Origin of the sequence: Rhodovulum sp. P5 (assembly GCF_002079305.1) — a bacterium.
In the GTDB taxonomy this organism is placed as follows: Bacteria; Pseudomonadota; Alphaproteobacteria; order Rhodobacterales; family Rhodobacteraceae; genus Rhodovulum.
Genome location: NZ_CP015039.1, coordinates 1,112,550 through 1,133,938, shown reverse-complemented (window position 1 = coordinate 1,133,938; position 21,389 = coordinate 1,112,550). Strand labels below are relative to the sequence as shown.

Below are 21,389 nucleotides of genomic sequence, written 5' to 3'. Positions count from 1 at the left end.
TGCCTTGGGGACATCATCGAAAGGCAGGTGTTCCCCTTATCCTTCACGCTCGGCGTATCGGATCGGGGGATGGCCGACGTGGGAAGGGTGCTGGCCCGGCTGGTCGGCTTCGCAGGCTACTGAAAAAGCAAACGACATGCGTCTACGGTCGAGAGCTTTCGGAACATCGTCCCGAAGCTGGTCCGGGCGACCAGCCCGGGCCGCGCCCGACCCTCCCCGCGGGAGGGCGCATTGGCGATGTCCTCCAGATCCCGTAAGTCGTTCGGACTTTTGAGATTAACCGATCAGTACGAGCGCTTCAATGCGCCCACCCAGGGTCGGGCGCGGCCCTACTCGCCTTGCTGCATCGTTGCTTACAAGGAACGGTTTTCTCTTGCGATGGCGGTATTTCTGGTTTTTCAGCAGCCTGTTAGGCCCCTGTTTGGGCGATGGTCCCGCGCTTTGCGGGCAGCGAAGCGCATGGTCGCCCGTCACATCCATAGTGCGCTGATGCAGGGGGGCTGCGCGCCCTCTCCGTAGAACCATTCCAGACTTTGCCCTACCTCCCTGTGCCAAGAAGGAGGATACCATGGGACAACTGATCGACGGCGTCTGGCATGCCGGCTGGTACGACACAGAGAACCACGGCGGGCGGTTTGTGCGGGACACCTCCCGCTTTCGCAACTGGATCACCGCGGATGGCACCGCGGGGCCAAGCGGGCAGGGGGGCTTTCCGGCGGAGTCCGGGCGTTATCACCTTTATGTTTCGCTGGCCTGTCCTTGGGCGCATCGGACCCTGATCTTCCGCAAGCTGAAGGGGTTGGAGGCGCATATCTCCGTCTCGGTCGTGCATCCCGACATGCTGGAGGATGGCTGGACCTTCAGTACCGATTTCGACGGCGCGACGGGGGATGACCTGTTCGGGCTGCCCTATCTGCGGGACGTCTATACCAAGGCAAAGCCGGATGTGTCGGGCCGTGTGACCGTGCCCGTATTGTGGGACAAGACCCGCAACACCATCGTGTCCAACGAGTCGGCCGAAATCATCCGCATGTTCAATTCGGCCTTCGATTGGATCACGGGCAATCGCGACGACTATTGGCCCGAAGCCTTGCGAGAGCAGATCGAAATCGTGAACGCCCGCATCTATGATACCGTGAACAACGGGGGCTACAGGGCCGGTTTCGCCTCCTCGCAACAGGCTTATGACGAAGCGGTCGGCGCGTTGTTCGACAGTCTCGACTGGCTGGAAGACCGGCTTGGCGGCAACCGCTACCTGATGGGCGACCGGGTCACCGAGGCCGACTGGCGCCTGTTCACCACGCTTGTGCGGTTCGACGCGGTCTATCACCTGCATTTCAAGTGCAACCGCAACCGGCTGGTCGATTTTCCCAACCTTTGGGCCTATGCGCGGGAGCTTTACCAATGGCCGGGCGTGGCCGGGACGGTCAACTTTGACCATATCGTGCGCCACTACCATTTCAGCCACGACCACATCAATCCCAACCGGATCATTCCGGTGAACCCCCGTCCCGACTGGGGCGAACCACATGGCCGCGGGTCTCTGAAAGCTGCATGAAGACTTGCGCGAACCGGGCGGGCTGATAGGTTTTTCGCGAAACCCTTGCGCGGAGTTCTCTTCATGCGTGTCACGCCCGCCCTTGTCGCAGTCTTCGCCTGCTGTGCCATGCCTGTTTACGCCGCGCCCCCCTGCGGCGGCACATTCTCCGGCTTCGTTGCCGGGCTGAAGCAGGAGGCGCAGCGCCGGGGGCATGACCGTGCGGCAGTCGACCGGTTCTTCGGAACTGTCCGGCAGGACCCGGCGGTGTTGCGGGCCGACCGGGCGCAAGGGGTGTTCCAGCGCGATTTCATCGATTTTTCGCGGCGGCTGATCAGTCAGAACCGGCTGGATAATGGTCGCCGCAATTCCGCGAAATACGACGCGGTGTTCAAGTCGATCGAGCGGTCGTTCGGGGTGTCGCGCGGGGTGCTTCTGGCGTTCTGGGCGTTGGAAACCGACTACGGCGCGGTGCAGGGGGATTTCAACACGCTCAACGCGTTGGTGACGCTGTCCCATGATTGCCGCAGGCCGGGGCTTTTCCGCCCGCAGGTCTTTGCCGCGCTGGAGTTGTACGAGAAGGGCGATTTCGACCCGGCCCGTACCACCGGCGCCTGGGCGGGCGAGATCGGGCAGGTGCAGATGCTGCCCGACGACATCCTTGAAAACGGGGTAGACGGCGACGGTGACGGGCATGTGCGGCTGAAGACCTCGTCGGCCGATGCGCTGATGTCAGGGGCGAAGATGCTGCGCAGCCTTGGATGGCGCGCGAATGAGCCGTGGATGACAGAGATCGTCGTGCCCCAGACGCTGGACTGGGCCGATACCGGGCTGGACCACACCAAGCGCGTGTCGGACTGGGCGCGGCTGGGCGTGCGGGCGCGGAACGGGGCGCTGGGGCCGGGCAACCTGAAAGCCTCGGTCCTGTTGCCGATGGGGCGCAAGGGGCCGGCTTTCCTCGTCTACCCGAATTTCCGCGTCTATTTCGAATGGAACAAGAGCCTCGTCTACGTCACCACCGCCGCCTATCTGGCCACGCGTCTGGAAGGGGCGCCGCCCTATGATCCGGGCAGGCCCGATCCCGGTCTTTCGGGGGCGGAGATGAAGGCGCTGCAACAAAAGCTTGTCCGGCGCGGGCATGACGTGGGCGGGATAGACGGCATCCTGGGCCAGATGACCCGGGCGGCGGTGCAGAAAGAACAGATACGGCTGGGCCTGCCGGCGGATTCTTGGCCGACGCAAACGTTGCTGGGGGCGCTTTGACCGCCAGACCGGGGCGATGTGCGTCTGTCTGAACCGGAAAAGAAAAGGGCCGCCCGGATTTCAGGCGGCCCTTCTTGTTCAGTCTTTTGAACGGGTCAGCCGAAGCGGCGGGCCATCCCAAGTCCACCCATCGCGCCTAGCAGGAGCAGGACCGATGCCGGAAGCGGAACGTCCGCATCGACCTCCGTCAATTCGATGCCATCGATCGACATGTAGGAGTCGATGCTGTTCAGAAGGCGGAAGGCCAGTTCAGAACTGGTCGCCGTCGCGGTGAATTCGATGGATTCCTCGAACCAGAGCCGACCGGTGGAATAGACCGATCCGGAGCCGATGCTGACGCCATCCAGCAGCACCTCGATTGCATTCGGACCGTTATAGCCCGGCCCGGTTTCCGCACCGAAGTTGCCCGCATACCACGACAGTTCGTAGGTGGTGCCCACGGTGAAATCGGAAATCGTCTGGCCGAACGACTCCACAAAGCCGCCAGCGAAACCGACCCAGGTTCCCCCGTCCGGCGACGGGCCGATCGGCGTCACCGTAAACGGTGTGTTGGCCCCCACGTTGTTAGTCTCATCCATCGTGTCCGGCGAGCCGAGCAAAGTGGTCCACCCGGTCGGCACGCCGTTGTTTGCGATCGGGCCGGTCAGGGACCCGTTTACAAGGGTCGCTGCGCCCGCGCCCGCAGCCGTAAATGCCATCGCGATTGCAAGAATACTCGTCTTGGCTGTCATTTTGCATATCCCCCATTTTGAATGCCAATGAGGTTTCAGAGTACACGATTCTGACCAATTTGTTGACGGCAATTTCGTGGGCCGCACCGGCGTGGCTTTTTCAGGACGGTGTGCAATGGCGAAACTGCAGGTCAGCGTGAGACCGCCACATCGATGCCCGTGAACCGCTTGGTGTCGAGCGCGACGCGTGTGCCCTTGTCTGTCGGTGCCACAAGCACGGGGATCAGGCGGACCCAGTCGTAGTCCACCAGAAACGGTGGGGGGCGAAAGCTGACCACGCCGGTGGCAACGCCGGTGCTGTCCTGAACCACGCTGACAAGGGCGCCTTCCATCTGAACGCCGCCGACCGCCGACAGCGCAATCGGTTTGTCATCGTCGGGAATGGCATAGATCGGCGAGGGGCCCTCGATAAAGGCGACCTTTGAGGTCAGGCTGAGCCCCCCGGCGTCGAAGCTCGTCGTCCAGCCGTCCTTGGTCCCGACCATCTTGCCGCCCGACATCGCCACGGGAACCACATAGATCGCCGTTCCCGGCATCACGTCCCGGTAGCGAACGCTCAATTCCAGCGTTTTCGACTGGCCGACCCGGACTTGCGTGTTCAGCGAGGCATCGTCCAGAATGGCAATCGTGCCCGGAATGACGGGATGTCTGGTCCCCTGATCCGGTTTCTGTGCCGGGGCAGGGCGGTGAGGCCGGACGGGGATGCGCAGCGACGTCATTGTCTTGCCATTGAACGACACGGTTTGCGAGCCGTCTTCCTTGAAGATCATCAGGAAGGGGGAGATCACGACGGCATCGAAGTAATGCGGATAGTCGGGAATGGTGAATTCCAGCCGCGCATCGCTTTGGCCGGGCTGGACAGACCCGTTGGCAAGATAGGCAAATACCAGTCTCAACCCGTCTTCCTCGTTGCTGAGCGTATCGGCAAAGGAGTCGCCCGCCTCCGCCGAGCCGAGGGCCTTGGCAAATGCTTGGGCCAATGTCTCGCGCTTGATCAGAACAGACGCCGGGAAGTTGATATCGGGGAATTGCCACAATCCGCGCGTCCCGCTGGCGAGGTTCCCGCCGAAGGTCACCGCCGGTGCATCGGCCCGCATCGTACCCCCACCCTCCGTCACCCAGGCGTCGCCTGCGACGGCGATCAGATGCGCATATATCCTGCTGTTCCGCGGCAGGTCCTGATATGCAATCGACACGGGCAGGGTGACGACATCCCCGACCCGACGCTCGCCCATCTGGTCGCTGGGAACGTGCAAACGGATTTGCGGCTCGGTCCGGGCGGGGGTGGGTAGGACCGCTGCCAACAGTGGCAACAGGGCCAGTACAACAAGAAGGCGTTTCATTGTTGGTCCCCCCGAATGCTTGCGTCTGCGCCCACCGATATGACGAGGCTTCGGAAGTTGTCGCTGGTGGGCATTGGATCGCTGATCGGTTGAACGATAACATCTTGAGGCAAGATCGTCACCCAGCCGCCCACGCAGAACCGGATGTCTCCGGTAATGTCCGACAGGTCGTCGGTGAGTCCGGCGGTCGTTTCGGGCGGCAGTTGTGCGCGCAGTCGGGGGTCTTCCATCACGAACGCGCCAGCCTTTTGCAGGGCGGCCGCGAATGCCGCCGCTTCGCTTGCGTTATCGCGGGCATGGACCAGCCGCACCCTGACCCCGAACAGGGGCGGGCAGACCGGTGGGGCGGTGTCGGTGGTTGAAAGGCACGGTTCATCAGATCGGTCGCAGCCGCGCCTCAGCCGTTGGCCAAAGGCTTTCGCGATCGCGCCCGTCGTGTAGAACCGAACCGCCGCACCGTCGTCCGAAACGCTTGAGACAAGCCCGATGCGCTGCCCGTCCTGAAACACGGATGCACCGCTCCAACCCTCCGCCACGGTCTGGCGGCTTTCTCGTGTCAGGCGCAGGCGGGCGATGTCGCCATCGCTGCCCAGGGGCTGGATCGGTGCCGCGCGGTCCGCGCGCAATTCCTCGATCACATGTCCGTCGCTGAGGCGGACGAGCCAGAGGCCCTGCAGGTGCCGCCGTGCGCTTTTCCCCGGCCGGAAGGGGCAGGGGCCCCGGTCCCGCAGTCGCAGCAGCGCAAGGTCCCGTTCGCTTTCGAGAAGCTCGGCCGGCAGGGGGGTGTCAACACCCGCACCGGCAACCCGTATGTCGGGCTTTTGCAGCCGCGTTGCCCGGTCGCCGACCACGTGGAAGGCTGTCACGATATGGCAGATCTCATGGTCGGCCAGCCGTGTGGTCAGGGCCCAGCCCCGGCCTCCGGGCTCCCCCGCCGCGAAGACCCGAACCTCGGTGATCGGCGCGTCGGCTAGCGTCGTGTCTGCCATGACGGCGTGGACCGCCAGCCCCATCGCGAACCCAAGCGCGGATATCAGGGCGCGCCGCAGGCCTATGGCCTGTCCCGGCCCACCGGATGTCTCAGCGCGGCGACAGGGCAATCGGTTCGCGAAGCTGTCTGTCATCGGGTGTCAGCAGGATCAGTGTGACCTTGGCGCCGGGGGAAAAGGCCGCGCCGGGCAAGGGGCATTTCGTGTCGAAGGCGATCAGCCCCGCCCCGTCGATGGGCAGACATTGCACCGATTGCGGTGCTGCGCCGGACCCATCTTCGACTACGATCCAGGCCGGGTTCCGGTCACTCTGAACGACAAGATAGTATTCACCGGCCGGATCTTCGGTGCCCGCCGGGACAAATGCGGGGAGCGCGACCGGGGCCAGACGTCTGTCGGCCGTCGCGTCGCTGCAATCCTCGGCCAGTTCCGCCTGCACCGAGAAACCTGTACCGGGGAGGCTTTCCAGACGGTCGGCATGGGCTGTGGAGAACGGGACCGTGACCCAGCCGCTCACCTCCGTCTCGAACACCTGTGTCGCGGCGTAAAGGCCATTCCGGCTGCGATATCGAAGGCAAATCTGGCCGGGCTCTGCGCGCAGGGCAAACCCGCCGGTTTGGCTGCCAAGGCCGGTGTCGAAGCCGCGTGTTTCCACCACGCCATGGATGCGGAAGCTGCCGGAAACATAGGCCTGCGGATCAAGGCGTTCGTTCAGTTCCGTGACCGCCCGGACCGTCTGTGCCAAAGCCGGACTTCCACCCCAAAGGGCGACCGCCAAGGTCGCCATGCCCAGCCGCGCCCATGGTCCGGCGAGCCGTGACAGCACGCCGGCGGGCCGACGCATGCCCCCGGCATTCCGCGGGGTAGTACCGACGCTGCGTCTATCCCGGACCACGCTGCCTTGGGTCACGCCTTCTTCTCCTTGCCGAAAATCCATTTGTCGACCTTTAGCACGAAGCCCATCAGAATCCCGAAGAGCATGTAGAGCACGGCCACGTTCGGGTCTTTTCGGATGCGGGCGAAGAGCGTCGGTTTGACGACCTCGGCCCGGGCGCCGAACCCCTCGACCACCAGCGCGGGGGCCAGGACATGGGCCTGCACCTTCAGCCCGCGGGCCTCTGTCGCGCTGACAAGCGCGACGAAGGGTGCCTTGTCGGCAGGGGACTGGCCGCACTCGGGGTCGGATGAGCAGGCCGTGACCGTGTCGCCGAAGCTCAGATCATGCTTGCCCATCGATACCGGGTCGCCCAGCGGGTCCAGATCGGGGCCGCGCAGCCGCTGCCCCGTCTCGCTCAGCAGCCCGCGCGCGCGCATTTCCAGCTTGCCCGAGGATAACACGGGGCGCGCGTCGCCAGACGTCGTCCCGATGCTCTGCCCGATCCGGGGATTGACCCCCCGTAGAACCAGCCGCGGCGCTTGGCCCGCGTCCTGCGGCCAGACCACCCGCGCCGGCGCACACAGGCCAGTGGGGCCACTTGTGCTGCCGTCCTCGACCAAGGTGCCAATTTCCCCGCCCGGGCAGGCTTCGGTTGGCCGCGCCTCCGTGGATGTCAGCTGCAATACCGCTGCGTCCGACCCACGCCGGACAAGGCGCAGCCGGACACCGTCGAAGATCTGTATCCGCCCGGTTATTGGGGCACCGCCATGGGCATAGCTGCTGCAGGGGCCGGACCGGCCGTCCGGCCCCGAAAGGTTCAGGCCATGGCACAGCAAGACCGTGTTCAGGTATATCGTGGTCGCGGTGGCGTCCGAGGATTGGAGTGTGCCCGCAAACACCTCCGTCTCCGCCGAGATCTTGAAATCGACCAGGCGGCGGGTGACGTGGTCGGCCAGGATCAGACCGCCAACCGTCATTGCGCCGACAAGCAGGGCGGCAAGTGCACGGTTTCTCATCCCGGTGCTCTCTTTCCCAAGGGGTTTCGGAAAACCACGGACAGGCTAGCCTCGACCGCTTGAGTCGTATAGCCCGCCAAGCCGCCGTCAGGTGCCGCGGACATGTCCGCGCTTTCGGTCCTGCATGTGATCCGTCACCAAACCATCGTGAAAGCTTGTTGAAAGTTTCTCTTGGGCGCGACGGCTGCGTCACATCCTTTTGAGCCCTATGGCGCTGTGGTTTGGTGGAGTGAGGGGGTGAAATGGGCAAGCGTGCCGTTCTGATGATCTGCGACGGGCATCGCGATGATTTCGTCGTTCGGGACTATTGCCCCAGGATATGTGACGTGGTCGCCGAGGGGCGCCGCTTTCGCAATCACCGGGCGATCTTCCCCTCGGCCACGCGCGCCTCGGCGGCGTCGATTGCCACCGGATGCTGGCCGGCCACCCATGGTCTGCACGGCAATGCGATGGCGTTCGACGAAGGTGAGGGGCCTGTTGTATATGACGCCGGAAAGCCGGAGTTTCGCGACCATATGCGCCGCGCCACCGGCCGCACGCTGAAGGTTCCGACGCTCGCCGAGCGGTTGAAGGATCACGGCGGCGTGGTGGTGATGGCGAACGTCTCCCCCGGTGCGACCTATTTCAACGACCCTGACGGGCACGGCCATGTCTATCACCGTGAGGCCTCGTTCGGTCCGGGCGGCATACATCTGCCCAACGACGCGATGCGCACGGTCAGCCATGACGCTGCCGGGGACCGGGCCCTGACGGAACGCTTCTGCACCGAGATCCTGACAGAGCACCGCCCGGCCCTTGGTGTACTCTGGTTGTCGGAGCCTGATCTGTCGATGCATGCGGATATGCTGGGCTCTGACACTCACCTTGCCGGGATCGCGGCGGCGGATGCCTGCGTCGGGCGTGTGGCCGAGACGGTGGCGAAGCTTCGGGCGGAGGGTGACGACATCCTGTTCGTGCTCGGCTCCGACCACGGGCAGGAAACCGTGGCCGAGGCGGTCTGGACTTGCATCGGAAAAGTGCCGGGTTCTTGAGAGCATGACATGTGATCGAGGAGACGGACGATGGCAGAGAAGCGGACAGGATAATTCAAGCGTGAGGCGGTGCGGATCGCGCTGAGTTCGAGGATCAGGATTTGATCTGGGGGATCAAATCCCCGAGGACGGGTTGCCGCGTCGGCAGGTGGCGGCGGATCTTGGTGTCGGGCTGTCGACGCTGAACAAGTGGATCAAGGCCCATGGGGACGCGGGCACGGTGCCGCAGAAGGAAGCGGAACTGGTGAAGGAGATCGAACGCCTACGCCGCGAGCTGCGTCTCGTGACGGAGGAGAGGGAAACGTTAAAAAAGGGCGAGCCTTGTGCGCCATCGGTACAAGCACAATGGCGAGCGCCTTCTTTGCGGGCCAAAAGCGATGAGGTTCGCATTCATCGATGCCTATCGCGGCCCGCTGTCCCGGCCGCGCCTGTGCGCCCTGTTCGATGTTTCCGATCGCGGCTTGCGCGCCTGGCGGCGGCGCCCGCCCAGCCGGCGGCAGCGCGAGGACATGGTGCTTCTCGCCCATATTTGCGAGCAGCGGCGGCTGAGCCTGGGCAGCTATGGTCGCCCGCGCATGACGGCCGAGCTGAAGGAGCTGGGGCTGTCCGTCGGCGAGCGCCGGGTTGGCAGGCTTATGAGAGCCAACGGGATTCACGCCGTGAGAACAAAGAAGTACAAGCGCACGACCGACAGCGCCCAGTTTGTCAATCGGCATTGGATCGTGACCCCCTATCGGCGCCGAAAATTGACCCCCTTGGAGCTGAGCTGGCCCGGCGCTGCGTAGTCCCCATGTAACGCAGCGGCGGCGGGCCAGCGTGGTGGGCCATTTCGCTATGCTCGGTTCTTGAAGCGCCAGCTTTCGTTTCCGGTCTCGACGATCTCGCAGTGGTGGGTCAGGCGGTCGAGCAGAGCGGTGGTCATCTTCGCGTCGCCGAAGACGGTGGGCCATTCGCCGAACGCGAGGTTGGTTGTCACGATGATCGAGGTCCGCTCGTAGAGCTTGCTGATCAGGTGGAACAGGAGCTGGCCGCCGGTCTGGGCGAAGGGGAGATAGCCGAGTTCGTCCAGGAGTGAGCCATCGCGTCGCCATGCGTTCGAGACCGATGGCGAACAAGTCCAGACGAGAGATCAGGTCCGCTGTCCGGCCCTGTCGTTCGGCCCGGGCTTCGGCGTCGAGCTTGTTCACCAGATCGACGACGTTGAAGAACCGGCCCCGGCGGCCGCGTCGGATACAGGCGCGTGCAATGCCGACCGCGAGATGGGTCTTTCCTGTGCCGGTGCCGCCGATCAGCACGAGGTTGCGTTGATGATCGAGGAAGTCTCCGGCGGCGAGATCACGGATCAGGGTCTCGTTGACCTCGGCGGTCTCGAAGTCGAACTCGTCGATTTCCTTGGCCAGCGGCAGCTTGGCGATGGTCATCTGGTATTTGATCGAGCGCGCGCTCGCCATTGTTCTTGAACCAATGGCGCTCAATGGCTCGCTCTCACTGATCTCGGCGGTCAGGAGGTCGCCAATGATCTGATGCGGCTCGTGCTGTCGCTTGACCGTCACGCTGGAAGCGTGCCTCCGGCGCGACGGCGATGATCTCGTCGTAGGCTGTCCTCATGCCGTAAAGCTTCAGTTGGCCCATGGCGGCCAGCACCTGTGATCGTTCCATTCGTTGTTCTCCTGAGACTGTCATAGCGATCGCAATTGGCGGCAGGCTCGCAGGCCAGCTTCAGCGCATCCGGCGTCGTGATTGTCAGCGGCGGTGGCGGTTCGCGGTGACGGGCCAGGCTGTTCAGCACCACCCCTGCGGAGTGGACATTGTGAGACAGGGCCTCGGCGCAGGCGGCTTCGACAGCTTCCAGCCCATCGGTGAGCACGGCACCGAGGATATCGACCATTTGCCGGTCGCCGCCGGGCTGACGTTCGAGCTTGCGCTGCACACGGCGCAGGGCTGGCGGCAGGTCCCAGTCCTTGAAGGGCGCGTTCGCCATTGGTCTCGAACACATGGCGACACAATGGCTCACTGCGCAAGGCGCCTGGCTTGCGCGCCAGAACCGGGATGTAATGGAGTGGATCGTAGATCGTCTTGCCGCGACCGAAAGTCCGTTCATGCCGCCCCACGACCTGACCGTCCTGCCAGCATTCCAGGCGATCGGCATAGGCGCGGATCTCGACGGGCCGCCCGACCGCGCGGGCATCGACCGAGTAGCGGTTCTTGTCGAACCGCACGAGGCAGGGTGAAGGGTGTCTCGGAATTGGTCCGGTGGACCAATTCAGCCCTGAACGGGCGGAGCCCCGGACTTGGATACCGCGGCCGGGACGGCGTGGAATCCATCGAACGCACCGACATAGGGCACCAGGCTCGACCGTTCCTCTTCGAACACTTCCCAGATCGTCTTGTCCGGATTGTCGGGGTGTCGGTTCGCCTTGGCATAGGCGATGCATCGGTTCTCAAGCCAGGCGTTCAACTCGGCAAAGGATTTGAACTTCGGCCGCGGCACGAAGAACCGCCGCCGGAGCACACCCACCTGGTTCTCGACCTGGCCCTTCTCCCAACCCGACGCCGGGGTGCAGGGCCGTTCATTGAGGCGCCATTGGTTCAAGCCCAGTGGACGGCGGCTCGACGAGGTAATGCCCGCACATCTGCTGGAAACGGCGATTATAGGCCCGATCCTTGCCGACAAAGATCGTGTCCACGGCTGTCTTCGCTCGACCATTGTTCTTGAACCAATGGCGAACAAGGTCTCGCTGTCGTAGATGCCCCGCGCGCAGGCGCCGCCGAAGAAGGCGAACGCGCTGTCATGCGCGTCGAACACCATCTCCTGGGTCTCTCTGGGATAGGCCCGCACGAACGGCATCCGGCTGTGACACAGGCGGACATGGGCCACCTTGACCGTTACGGTCACGCCATCAAGGATCACGATCTCATGGCTCCAGTCGAACTGGTAGGCCTCGCCCGGATCGAAGCTCAGCGGCACATAAGCGCTTGCCGACGCCTCCTGTGTCGCCTTCGTCCAACTGGACGCATATCGGCGCACGGCGTCATAGCTGCCGTCATAGCCTCGGTTGCGCAGTTCCTCGTAGATCCGGATCAGCGTCAGCCGTTCGCGCTTCGGTCGGCGCGCATTCTCGGCCAGAAGTTCGTCCAGATCCGATCGCCAGGGGTCGATCTTCGGTCGGGGCTGCGTCGTGCGATCATAGGTAAACCCGGTTGCCCCCGATCTGATGACTTTGCGCACCGTGTTCCGAGACACCCGCAACTCACGGCAGATCTGCTTGATCGACTTGCCTTCAACGAAATGCGCCCGCCTGATCTTCGCGCGCGCCGGGTGGGCTCGAACCAGTGGCGCCCACCGGCTTGCTCTCCACAACCAACATCACCTGACTGCTCCCTCATGCTTTTGAGGAAGCTTCTGATCAGAATTATCAGGGGGGTCACTTTTGGATGCCGATCACCCCAAGATGGGGGTCAATTTTGCATGCCGTTCCACATGCTGAACATTGCCCGGCTGCGCTATCTGTCTTCGGCCAGGGGCGTGTTGAACTGCGATGTCGATGAATTGGTCCATTCCAAGGGCGGGACGGTGTTCGACCTCGCACGGCGATCCCGGTTTGGCTTTGTCCGGTTCGCCGGCGTGTGGCGTTTCCCGTCTCCGGGCTTTCAGGGGCGGGCCTGCCATGCGGCGCATGTTTTCGGCGACCCCGCTTGCGAGCCGTGCCCGCCGAAATGGTGCCTCGTCCCCGGCGGCCCGTTCGGTCGGCTGCAATGGCGCGCGCACAAGCTTGACCCTTTGCCCTTGTCCCGCGTCTTCGTGACGCAAGAGGCGGGCTTTTGGCATTGTCGCGCAGTCACGACCGGCTGGAAGGGCGCCGGTCGTCTGTCATCCCCTCCCAATACCGTTCCAGACCCCAGGATGCAGGCGGCGCTGGAACGGGCGGGGATCGGGTGACCGGGAAACGGCTATCGCCTGCACAACCCTTCGGGGGCCGGGTTGACCTCAGAAGTCACGCCAGCCGTCGCCGTTTGCAGCACGGGCCTGCGGTTGGGGCAGGGCCCGGGGTGACGCGGGGCCGCTGGTCGCCCTGTGGGTGGCGATCGTTCCGGCCCGGGCCGCGCCGCCTGCCAGGCGGAACTGCGACACAAGGCCCTTCATGTTGGTCGCTTCCTGTTTCAGCGTGTTGGCCGCGGCGGTGGCCTCTTCGACCATCGCGGCGTTCTGCTGGGTCACCTTGTCCAGTTCGGTGACGCCCACATTGATCTCGCCCAGGCCGATCGACTGTTCCTGCGCGCCAGAGGTGATCCCGCTGATCAGATCCGAGATATTGCTGACGCTCTTGACGATGTCGGTCAGGGCCTCGCCGGTGCGATTGACCAGTTCGACGCCGGATTCGACATGATCGGTGCTGCCAGAGATCAGCTGCTTGATTTCCCGCGCCGCTTCGGAGGAACGCTGGGCCAGTGCACGCACTTCCGAGGCCACGACCGCGAAACCCCGGCCGGCCTCGCCCGCGCGGGCAGCCTCGACGCCGGCGTTCAGCGCCAGAAGGTTGGTCTGGAAGGCGATGTCGTCGATCACGCCGATGATCTGCACGATCCCGTCAGAGGAACGCTTGATTTCCGACATCGCCTCGACTGCCTTGTCCACGACCTCGCCGCTCTTCTCGGCGTTGTGGCGGGCCTCGCGCGCCACGCTTTCCACCTGTGAGGCGCCATCGGCACTGGCCCGGACGCTGGAGGTGAGTTCGTCAAGGGCGGCGGCGGTTTCTTCCAGCGTCGCCGCCTGATTTTCGGTGCGCCGCGAAAGGTCGTCGGAGGAATCCGCGATTTCCTCGGCGCGCACATGGATCTCGTTGGCGTTGTCCACCACGGAGGCCAGGATTTCACGCAGGTTCAGCACCGACTTGTTGAAGTTCTCCCGGATCGGTTCGAAGCCGTAGGGGAAGCGATCGTCCAGCGTGCGGCTTAGATCGCCCTCGGACAGTGCGGCCATTGCGGCGGCCAGCTTGTCGGTCACCGATTCCTGGGCCTGCATGTCGCGCGTGCGCTTGGCCTGAAGCTCTTCGGTCTCGGCCAGACGGTCGCGATATTCCACAAGCATGCGCCCCAGGCTGCCGATCTCGTCGCCACGCTCGGCCACGGAGATGTCGGCACGATAGTCGCCCGAGGCGACCTTCTGCATCGAGTTCAGAAAGCTTTGCAGGGGGCGGGTGATGCCGCGCGACGCAAAGATGCTGATGACGAGTGCCAGAACAAGACTGCCGGCCACCAACCCGATTACGCTGTGGCGGAAGGCGGCGAGGTCGGCCAGCGTCTCTGCCTGATCGAGTTCAACGACGATCATCCAGTCGGCCCAGTCGAATTCGATCTCGCGCGTATAGGCGAGCGTCTTGTCGCCGCTGGCCCCTACATCACCACTGAAGAATCCGGTCTTTCCCGCATCGTGCGCCGCGACATACGGCACAAAGCCCAGATCGTCGAAAATCTTGAATCGTCCCTGGAAATGCGATGCGGTCCGCGCGGTGCCGTCCACGGCGGCGATGTAGATGTCGCCCTTTTCGCCCAGCGCGGCGGTGGCATTGATGTGATCGGCCAGCATGTCGATGGGAAGCTGGAACGCCATGACGCCAACCCGGGTGCCGTTGGAATCGAAAATCGGGCTGGCCATGAACCCTGCCGGTGCGTCGGCGCTGGGGGCGTAGGGGGCGAAATCGGAAATCGCGACGCTGCCCTTGGCGGCCTTCGCGGCCTCTCGGTAGACCTGACCCAGACCGGTATCGGCGTATTTGCCGGTGGCGAAGTTCTCGCCGAAATCGGCCTCTTTCACGACGGTGTAGATCAGGTCGCCTTTCAGGTTGAACAGGAAGATGTCGTAGTAGCCGAAGTTGTCCAGCATGCTGCGCAACTGCCGCTGCACCGGCGCATGCGCGGCGGAATAGGCCGACCCGTCGCCGGCGTCTTCCAGTGCCTGACGCTGACCAAGGGGGTGGGGGTTGTCGGTGACATAGGCCTTTTGCACCGCTTTCAGATCCCCGCCGTCGACGGCAATGGCCGCGTCAAGGGTGGTGACGGCCTTGGATGCCAGTGGCGTTGCGGCCTTTCCGGCAAGATGGGTCGCTTTGGAATGCACCCATTCCTCGACTCGGGCGGCCTGATCCTCGGCAAGGCCCTTGATCATCGTCTGCGCGGCCTCGATCCGCATGCTTTGGGCCAGTTGGTACAGCGTCACGCCCATCGCCGTCGTCGTGAAGGCGAGGATCAGGACCAGCATCACCGGAAGGCGGCGGCTGATCGGCATCTGGGTGAATTTTCGAAACATCGTTACTCCGTTCCCCACATCCTTGAGTAGTGGTCTGGAGCGCAGTATCGCGGGAAAGGGGCTTAAAGATGACTTTTCACCGGTCAATTCCGGGTCGAAAAATCATCGGTTTTTTGTCGTTATTTTAGGGGTTAAGCACATGCCCCGCCCATGATCGGGCCGGGGAACTTCGGGTCACACCGTATCGAGATACAGTGCCAGCCTGTCCTCGTCGTTCAGGTCGGCGATGCGGCGGGCCTCTTGTCGCTTGGTCATGGTCAGGTTGCGGATCAGACCGCGAGGAAAGATGCGCGCGATTCTGGGGCTTTGCTCGAACGCGTCGATGGCCGCATGCCAACAGGTCGGGATCTGCGGCAGGTCCTGATCATAGGCGTTGCCGGTGATCGGCGGCGGGGGGGCAAGCTGTTCCTCGATCCCCTGAAGAGCCGCGCCCAGAACCGCGGCGATCATCAGATAGGGGTTGATGTCGCCTCCGGCCACGCGATGTTCGATCCGGCGGGCGCGGGGGGAACCGCCGGGAATGCGGATGGCCGAGGTACGGTTTTCCTTGGCCCAGCAGATTCCCGTGGGGGCATGGGCGCCCGGCACCAGCCGGTCATAGCTGTTGGCATGCGGCGCGAGGATCAGCGTCATGTCGGGCAGCGCGGCAAGACAACCCGCCACGGCCTGCCGCAACAAACCCGACCCGTCCGGGCTGTCGTCGTCGAAGATGTTGTTGCCGTTGGCATCGAGCACCGAGAAATGCATGTGCAGCCCGTTGCCGGCCTGATCGGGATAGGGCTTGGCCATGAAACTGCCCGCCAGCCCATGCTTGCGCGCCAGCCCCTTGACCAGCATCTTGAACAGCCAGGTATCGTCGGCGGCCTTCATCGCGGGGCCGTGCAGCAGGTTGACCTCGAACTGGCCCATGCCGCCTTCGGAAATCGCGGCGTCGGCGGGCAGGTCCATCGCCTCGCACGCGTCATAGAGATCGGTGAAGAAGGCGTCGAACGCATCAAGCGTGCGGAGGCTGAGGATCTCGGCTGCCTCGCGCCGCTTGCCCGACCGGGGGGAGCGGGGGGCATGAATGCCATCCTCGCTGTCGTCGATCAGGTAGAATTCCAGTTCCGTCGCGACCTGCGGGGTCCAGCCGCGGGCAGTATAGGCTTGCAGCACGCGGTTGAGCGCGTGGCGCGGGCAGCCGTCAAAGGGTTGGCCCGCCTCGTCGAACATCCAGAGGGGCAACAGCGCCGTGGGCGCATCCAGCCACGGCATCGGCACGAAGCCGCGGCCCGTGGGGTGCAGCACGCCGTCGGCATCGCCGGAGTCGAAGACCAGCGGGCTGCCCTCGATATCCTCCCCCCAGATGTCGAGGTTCAGAACCGACAGCGGAAAGCGTGTGCCTTCCTCCTCCACCCGGTCGGAAAAGCGCGACGGCAACCGCTTGCCGCGGGCCTGTCCGTTCAGGTCACAGGCGGCCACGCGGATCGTCCGCACCTGAGGGTGCGCGCGCAGCCATTCGCTCATCGGATCACCTGCGGGCGGATTCGCAGCCGTGGCCGGGCGTCGGGGGCCAGATGGCGGTTCAGTCGCCGATTCAGCGCGCCGAAGACAAGGATGATGATCAGCGTCAGCCCGATGAAATACCCCGCCACGATGGGATAGGGGATGAACGGGTTGAAGGTCTTGTCGGCGAAGTAGTTGGCGTAATAGAGGGCATCGCCCTTTTGCTGCCATGCCGGGAAGCCCGAGAAGTAGACCAGCGTCGTGGCGTGAAACAGGAAGATCGCCTCATTCGTATAGGCGGGCCAGGCCAGGCGCAGCATGGTGGGCCAGACGACGCGCCGGAATTTCGACCAGCCCGACAGGCCATAGGCATCGGCGGCCTCCAGATCGCCCTTCGGCACGCTGCGCAGCGCGCCATAGAAGATCTCGGCCGAATAGGCGGCGGTGTTCAGGAACAGCACGACCAGCGCCCCGGCCCAGGCCCGGGTCAGCCAGCGGGTCTCTGCCGTGATCTCGGTGAAGATCAGGTTCAGTTCGATCCCCGACTTCGGCAGCATCACGAAGGCCTCGTAGGCCAGGAAGAACTGGATGAAGAGCGGCGATCCGCGAAAGACGAAAATGAACCATTCCGCCGGTTTGCGGATGACCCATGTGCCGCTGTTCTTGGCCAGCGCGATGCCGGTGGCGAGGAAGAAACCGAAGAGAAGCGCAAAGGCGCCGAAATAGATGTTCCAGATCAGGCCGGACCCGATCAGCGTGAATTGCTCGCACAGGGTGAAATCGGACCGGGGCAACAGCCGCTCACCAATCCCGACAGAGCGCAGCGCGTAATCCTGAATGGTCTGCACGCAACTCATGCCGCGGCCTTTCGCTGGGCCTCACCGCCCATGGTGGCCTGTCCGTGGGACAGACGCGTGGTTACCCGGCCCAGCACGACCTCGGACACACGGGTCAGGGTCAGGTAAAAGACCAGAAGACCAAGGAAGTAGTAAAGCCGCCAGTCGGGATGCGGATAGGCGTAGATCGAAGTCTTTGATCCCCCCAGTTCCCGCGCCCAATAGACGATATCCTCCACCCCCAGCAGGAACAGCAGCGGCGTCGCCTTGATCAGGATCATCCACAGATTTGAAAGCCCCGGCAGGGCATAGACCCACATCTGCGGCACGAGAACCCGCCAGAAGCTTTGTCGTTCGGTCATCCCGTAGGCTTCGGCCGTTTCCATTTGCGCCCGCGGCACCGCCCGCATCGCGCCGTACAGAACATTCGCCGCAAAGGCCCCGAAGACGATGGCAAAGGCCAGCACCGCCAGAAAGAAGCCGTAGGTTTCGTGCACCCATTGCGGGCTGGTCGACATCGGCAGCTTGGCCTGCGCGCAGACGACGAAATCGTTGCCCTGCCGAACCGGTTCGGTCCAGTCGGGGCATTTCGCCTTGTGCCGCAGCCATTCGAACAACTGGTCCAACGCGATGGGCACAAAGAGGAAGAAGATGATGTCGGGCACACCGCGCACCATCGCGGTGTAAAGCCGCCCGATCCAGCGCAGCGGGAAGATCCGCGATCGCGCCGCGACCGCCCCGGCGAATCCGAAGGTGAGAGCCGCCGGTGCGGTGATCGCAAGCAGGACCATCACCGTCCCGAAGGAGGCATAGAACGCCATATGCTTGCCGCTGGTCAGGTAGCAAGCCAGCCAGTGCAGGCCTTCAAGCGAGGAGGGATCGGCGCAGGATGCAAACATTCAGGTGCGCGCGCGGCGACACCGCCGCGCGCCATTCTTCTGGCTCAGAAGCCGCCATTCATGCCGCCGAACCACTTGGCGATCAGCTCGTTCAGCGACCCGTCATCCTTCATCGACTGGATCGCGGCGTCGAAGGTCGCCTTCAACTCGGCGTCGGATTCGCGGATGCCCATCCCGATGCCGCCGCCCAGCATGACGTCGTCGCCAAGGATCATCAGTTCACCGCCGGATTCGTTCACGATGGGCTCAAGGAAGCCCTTGTCGGCCAGGACCGCGTCGGCCTCGCCATTCCGCACGGCGGCAATGGTTTCATCGGGTGTCGGGAATTCCACCAGCATCGCGCCGGTCTCCGCCACGTGGCTGGCCTGAATCGTGCCGGTCTGTGCGGCGACGACGGCAGAATTCACATCCACGTCGTCGGACATGGCGACATAGACCGACGGATCCGGCGGAAAATAGTTCTGGGTGAAGTCGATCACCTCGTCCCGCTCGTCGGTGATGCTCATGCCGGCGATGATCGTGTCGTAGTTGCCCGACACGAGGTTGGGAATGATCGAGTCCCATTCGTTGGTGACCCATTCGCAGGTCAGCTTGGCCCGGGCGCAGAGTTCATCGCCGAGTTCACGTTCGAACCCGTCCACGTCGCCGTTGTCATTGATGAAGTTGTACGGAGGATAGGCGCCCTCGGTCCCCATGCGGACCACATCCTGCGCCAGCGCCATGCCTGCCGAAAGGGCAAGGGCGGCGGTGCCAAGGATCAGCTTTTTCATGATGGAAACTCCCGTCATTGTCGTTCGCGGTCTCAGGCCGCGGTTGCGCTTAGAAACTTTTGCAGTCGTTCGGATTTCGGGGCACCGAACACGGCGTCGGGCGGGCCCTGCTCCTCGATCCGGCCCTGATGCAGGAACACCACATGGTCGGATACGTCGGCGGCCAGCCGCATGTCGTGGGTGACAAGAAGCATGGTCCGGCCTTCCTCGGCCAGCACCTTGATCACGCGCACGACCTCCTGCTGCAATTCGGGGTCGAGCGCGGAGGTCGGTTCATCGAACAACAGCGCGCGCGGCTGCATCGCGAGGGCACGCGCAATGGCGGCGCGCTGCTGCTGGCCACCCGATAGCTGCGCCGGGAAGACGTCGCACTTGTCGCCGATGCCGACCTTGGCCAGCAGGTCGCGGGCGCGCGCCTCTACCGTCTCCCGGTCTTCCTTCAGAACGGTCACCGGGGCCTCCATCACGTTCTGGAGGATGGTCATATGGGTCCACAGGTTGAACTGCTGGAACACCATCGACAGGTTCGTGCGGATGCGGATGACCTGTTTGCGGTTGGCCGGGCTGCGCGCCGGTCCCTTGCCGCGCCATTTGACCGGATCGCCTTCGAACAGGATCTCGCCCTGCTGGCTGTCCTCCAGAAGGTTTGCACAGCGCAGAAGCGTCGATTTGCCAGAACCGGACGAGCCGATCAGCGACACGACATCGCCCTTTTGCGCGGCGATGCTGACGCCCTTGAGAACCTCCAGCGCGCCGTAGCTCTTGTGGAGGTCGCGGATTTCGATCACGGGCGGGTCTTGCTGGGTCACGCGGCCTTCGGCATTCGTTAATGACTGGCCGGAAGTAGGGCGCAACTTCACCGCAATTGCAACGGGGAACCGGCGTCAATCGATGCAGATGCCCGTGATTTAGGCAGTTTTGGCAGGTCGCGAAGGTCGCCTCGCGCAACGCGCGAATGTGTATCTCGGGGTCGGCACTTACGCGGCGTTCAACCGTCCTGACGCCGTTCCGCCCTTTGTCGGGCAAGGGCGCTGTCACGGTCGTTCACGCCCAGCAGGTTTGCGACAAGGCGCAGCAGGCCGTCTTCTTCCTCGTCCCGGATTCCATCGGCCAGCACGACGTCCCACAACGCTTCCACCACGCCTTCGCGCTCTTCATAGGGGACGGCGTCCTTTATCGCGCGGGTAAACCGGACGGTATCGGGCGCCTCGGCCTCAAGCTTTTCGGCATCGTGACGCAGGGTCTCGGCCTCCGCGGGCGCCAGAGCGTAGCGGGATGCGAGAATGCGATCGATCCGCTCGGCCTCCTCATGGGCATATTCGCCGTCGGACCGGGCGATGCGCACCAGAAGCGCTGCCAAGGCAAGCCGGGCGTCACGATCGGGAAGCTGGTCGGGTTCGGGCTGGATCAGCCGAGTCAGGAAATCCGCAAACATGATCTGGATATAGCCGTGGGGGGCGATCTGGCCAAGGGGCGCCGGGGCGGTTGGGAAATGCGGCGTATGCTACGCGGTGAGCCCCTCGAATAGCGCAGACAGGCGGGCGGCTTCCTCCGCCGTCCCCCAGGGCGCGTTCACGACGAACATGCCCGACCCGATCAGACCGTGTCCCGGTCGCGCCGGGGGAAAGCCGACCTCGTGACACAGGGCATCGGCGAAGCGGTCTTTGAGCGCGGCAATCATCGGGGCGTGCAGGCCCGCCGCCATGATCGGATACCAGAGCGCCAGCACACCGACGTTCCACTTGCGGTGAATGTCAGCCATGTGGCGGGGAATGGCATCGTAATCCGCCTTCACCTCGAAGCTCGGGTCGATCAGCATCATCCCGCGCCGGGGCATCGGCGGCACAAGCGCCCGGGCCGCCCGGAAGCCGTCCTCCTGCCGCAGATGGACGCCGAAGGACGCCATGGCCTCGGCCAGGGCCTTGTGTTCCTGCGGATGCAACTCTGCCAGATGCATGACATCCTTGGGGCGCAGGGACAGCGCCGCGAGCAGAGGCGAGCCCGGATAGGCCGACGGCCCGAACCGGGCCCGGACGTCCTCCAGCCTGCCGCGATACGGGTGGTCGGGGGGCAGCCGCGCCTCCATCGCGCCGACGCCCTGCGCGGCCTCTCCGGTCTTGATGGCCTCGGGCGCGGACAGATCGTACAGGCCACGGCCCGCATGGGTTTCGATATAGCTGAGCGGTTTGTCCTTGCGGGTGAGATGCGCAAGCATGCAGCACAAAAGCGCATGCTTGTGCACATCGGCAAGGTTCCCCGCGTGATAGATATGCTGGTAGGACAGCATCAGAGCGCCGCGGCCGGT

At 64.0% G+C, this 21,389-nt stretch carries 17 protein-coding genes and 3 pseudogenes; 5 read left to right on the top strand and 15 right to left on the bottom strand.

What is annotated here, in order from left to right; all coding sequences use genetic code 11:
* Positions 1-568: 568 nt before the first annotated feature.
* Together RGUI_RS05565 and RGUI_RS05560 are read left to right on the top strand one after the other, a co-directional pair.
* Complete coding sequence (locus RGUI_RS05565) at positions 569-1,558, top strand: glutathione S-transferase family protein (RefSeq protein ID WP_081532138.1); 990 nt, start codon at positions 569-571, stop codon at positions 1,556-1,558.
* 63 nt (positions 1,559-1,621) lie between these two features.
* Positions 1,622-2,800 carry a lytic murein transglycosylase gene (locus RGUI_RS05560; protein ID WP_081532137.1) on the top strand — a complete coding sequence of 393 codons (1,179 nt, stop codon included), beginning with the start codon at positions 1,622-1,624 and terminating at the stop codon, positions 2,798-2,800.
* Positions 2,801-2,895: 95 nt separating this feature from the next.
* On the opposite strand, the gene RGUI_RS05555 is transcribed toward RGUI_RS05560, so the two are convergent.
* From RGUI_RS05555 to RGUI_RS05535, 5 genes are all read right to left on the bottom strand, one after another.
* Positions 2,896-3,498, bottom strand: a complete 603-nt coding sequence (locus tag RGUI_RS05555) for a VPLPA-CTERM sorting domain-containing protein (RefSeq protein WP_172841086.1) — start codon at positions 3,496-3,498, stop codon at positions 2,896-2,898.
* Between the two features lie 164 nt (positions 3,499-3,662).
* Positions 3,663-4,874 (bottom strand): hypothetical protein, encoded by a 1,212-nt coding sequence (locus tag RGUI_RS05550; RefSeq protein WP_081532135.1) that lies wholly within the window; start codon positions 4,872-4,874, stop codon positions 3,663-3,665.
* Entirely contained in the window at positions 4,871-5,863 is a 993-nt protein-coding gene (locus RGUI_RS05545; protein WP_156882880.1) for a hypothetical protein, read from the bottom strand. The genes RGUI_RS05550 and RGUI_RS05545 overlap by 4 nt, the downstream gene beginning before the upstream one ends.
* A 91-nt stretch (positions 5,864-5,954) precedes the next feature.
* Entirely contained in the window at positions 5,955-6,707 is a 753-nt protein-coding gene (locus tag RGUI_RS05540; RefSeq protein ID WP_081532133.1) for a hypothetical protein, read from the bottom strand.
* 62 nt (positions 6,708-6,769) lie between these two features.
* On the bottom strand, positions 6,770-7,756 hold the full coding sequence (locus RGUI_RS05535) for a hypothetical protein (RefSeq protein WP_081532132.1): 987 nt from the start codon (positions 7,754-7,756) through the stop codon (positions 6,770-6,772).
* A gap of 242 nt (positions 7,757-7,998) precedes the next feature.
* On the opposite strand from RGUI_RS05535, the gene RGUI_RS05530 reads away from it, so the two are divergent.
* Together RGUI_RS05530 and RGUI_RS22075 are read left to right on the top strand one after the other, a co-directional pair.
* Positions 7,999-8,787 (top strand): alkaline phosphatase family protein, encoded by a 789-nt coding sequence (locus tag RGUI_RS05530; protein WP_081532131.1) that lies wholly within the window; start codon positions 7,999-8,001, stop codon positions 8,785-8,787.
* 106 nt (positions 8,788-8,893) lie between these two features.
* A pseudogene (locus RGUI_RS22075) lies at positions 8,894-9,482 on the top strand (IS3 family transposase); the annotation flags it as partial.
* A gap of 137 nt (positions 9,483-9,619) precedes the next feature.
* Here RGUI_RS22075 and istB read toward each other — a convergent pair.
* Both istB and istA read right to left on the bottom strand, forming a co-directional pair.
* Positions 9,620-10,446: pseudogene (gene istB, locus RGUI_RS22070) on the bottom strand (IS21-like element helper ATPase IstB).
* Positions 10,379-12,121, bottom strand: a pseudogene (istA, locus tag RGUI_RS21120) (IS21 family transposase); the annotation flags it as partial. The pseudogenes istB and istA, both read right to left, overlap by 68 nt.
* Before the next feature lie 147 nt (positions 12,122-12,268).
* On the opposite strand from istA, the gene RGUI_RS05500 reads away from it, so the two are divergent.
* Complete coding sequence (locus RGUI_RS05500; RefSeq protein ID WP_156882879.1) at positions 12,269-12,727, top strand: hypothetical protein; 459 nt, start codon at positions 12,269-12,271, stop codon at positions 12,725-12,727.
* A gap of 48 nt (positions 12,728-12,775) precedes the next feature.
* On the opposite strand, the gene RGUI_RS05495 is transcribed toward RGUI_RS05500, so the two are convergent.
* The 8 genes from RGUI_RS05495 to rlmJ all read right to left on the bottom strand — a co-directional run bounded on the left by RGUI_RS05495 (position 12,776) and on the right by rlmJ (position 21,371).
* Positions 12,776-15,094: a methyl-accepting chemotaxis protein gene (locus RGUI_RS05495; RefSeq protein ID WP_081532127.1), complete on the bottom strand. Its 2,319-nt coding sequence runs from the start codon at positions 15,092-15,094 to the stop codon at positions 12,776-12,778.
* A gap of 174 nt (positions 15,095-15,268) precedes the next feature.
* On the bottom strand, positions 15,269-16,600 hold the full coding sequence (locus RGUI_RS05490; RefSeq protein ID WP_081532126.1) for a glutamine synthetase family protein: 1,332 nt from the start codon (positions 16,598-16,600) through the stop codon (positions 15,269-15,271).
* Positions 16,597-17,436 carry an ABC transporter permease gene (locus tag RGUI_RS05485; protein ID WP_081532125.1) on the bottom strand — a complete coding sequence of 280 codons (840 nt, stop codon included), beginning with the start codon at positions 17,434-17,436 and terminating at the stop codon, positions 16,597-16,599. Before RGUI_RS05485 ends, RGUI_RS05490 begins: the two co-directional genes overlap by 4 nt.
* Positions 17,433-18,314: an ABC transporter permease gene (locus RGUI_RS05480; protein WP_081532124.1), complete on the bottom strand. Its 882-nt coding sequence runs from the start codon at positions 18,312-18,314 to the stop codon at positions 17,433-17,435. The genes RGUI_RS05485 and RGUI_RS05480 overlap by 4 nt, the downstream gene beginning before the upstream one ends.
* Before the next feature lie 44 nt (positions 18,315-18,358).
* Complete coding sequence (locus RGUI_RS05475; protein WP_081532123.1) at positions 18,359-19,084, bottom strand: transporter substrate-binding domain-containing protein; 726 nt, start codon at positions 19,082-19,084, stop codon at positions 18,359-18,361.
* Positions 19,085-19,116: 32 nt separating this feature from the next.
* The gene (locus tag RGUI_RS05470) at positions 19,117-19,893 is read right to left on the bottom strand and encodes an ABC transporter ATP-binding protein (protein ID WP_081532122.1); all 777 of its coding nucleotides are present in this window, start codon (positions 19,891-19,893) and stop codon (positions 19,117-19,119) included.
* A gap of 179 nt (positions 19,894-20,072) precedes the next feature.
* Positions 20,073-20,519 carry a TerB family tellurite resistance protein gene (locus RGUI_RS05465; RefSeq protein WP_081532121.1) on the bottom strand — a complete coding sequence of 149 codons (447 nt, stop codon included), beginning with the start codon at positions 20,517-20,519 and terminating at the stop codon, positions 20,073-20,075.
* A gap of 69 nt (positions 20,520-20,588) precedes the next feature.
* Positions 20,589-21,371, bottom strand: coding sequence for a 23S rRNA (adenine(2030)-N(6))-methyltransferase RlmJ (rlmJ, locus tag RGUI_RS05460; RefSeq protein WP_081532120.1), 783 nt, complete (start codon positions 21,369-21,371; stop codon positions 20,589-20,591).
* Positions 21,372-21,389 lie beyond the last annotated feature (18 nt).

Excerpts from the sequence above, each read along its gene's own strand:
- RGUI_RS05565 (WP_081532138.1), top strand. The coding sequence starts at position 569 with ATGGGACAACTGATCGACGGCGTCTGGCATGCCGGCTGGTACGACACA.
- RGUI_RS05560 (WP_081532137.1), top strand. The coding sequence starts at position 1,622 with ATGCGTGTCACGCCCGCCCTTGTCGCAGTCTTCGCCTGCTGTGCCATG.
- RGUI_RS05555 (WP_172841086.1), bottom strand. The coding sequence starts at position 3,498 with ATGGCATTTACGGCTGCGGGCGCGGGCGCAGCGACCCTTGTAAACGGG.
- RGUI_RS05550 (WP_081532135.1), bottom strand. The coding sequence starts at position 4,874 with ATGAAACGCCTTCTTGTTGTACTGGCCCTGTTGCCACTGTTGGCAGCG.
- RGUI_RS05545 (WP_156882880.1), bottom strand. The coding sequence starts at position 5,863 with ATGGCAGACACGACGCTAGCCGACGCGCCGATCACCGAGGTTCGGGTC.
- RGUI_RS05540 (WP_081532133.1), bottom strand. The coding sequence starts at position 6,707 with ATGCGTCGGCCCGCCGGCGTGCTGTCACGGCTCGCCGGACCATGGGCG.
- RGUI_RS05535 (WP_081532132.1), bottom strand. The coding sequence starts at position 7,756 with ATGAGAAACCGTGCACTTGCCGCCCTGCTTGTCGGCGCAATGACGGTT.
- RGUI_RS05530 (WP_081532131.1), top strand. The coding sequence starts at position 7,999 with ATGGGCAAGCGTGCCGTTCTGATGATCTGCGACGGGCATCGCGATGAT.
- RGUI_RS05500 (WP_156882879.1), top strand. The coding sequence starts at position 12,269 with ATGCTGAACATTGCCCGGCTGCGCTATCTGTCTTCGGCCAGGGGCGTG.
- RGUI_RS05495 (WP_081532127.1), bottom strand. The coding sequence starts at position 15,094 with ATGTTTCGAAAATTCACCCAGATGCCGATCAGCCGCCGCCTTCCGGTG.
- RGUI_RS05490 (WP_081532126.1), bottom strand. The coding sequence starts at position 16,600 with ATGAGCGAATGGCTGCGCGCGCACCCTCAGGTGCGGACGATCCGCGTG.
- RGUI_RS05485 (WP_081532125.1), bottom strand. The coding sequence starts at position 17,436 with ATGAGTTGCGTGCAGACCATTCAGGATTACGCGCTGCGCTCTGTCGGG.
- RGUI_RS05480 (WP_081532124.1), bottom strand. The coding sequence starts at position 18,314 with ATGTTTGCATCCTGCGCCGATCCCTCCTCGCTTGAAGGCCTGCACTGG.
- RGUI_RS05475 (WP_081532123.1), bottom strand. The coding sequence starts at position 19,084 with ATGAAAAAGCTGATCCTTGGCACCGCCGCCCTTGCCCTTTCGGCAGGC.
- RGUI_RS05465 (WP_081532121.1), bottom strand. The coding sequence starts at position 20,519 with ATGTTTGCGGATTTCCTGACTCGGCTGATCCAGCCCGAACCCGACCAG.
- rlmJ (WP_081532120.1), bottom strand. The coding sequence starts at position 21,371 with ATGCTGTCCTACCAGCATATCTATCACGCGGGGAACCTTGCCGATGTG.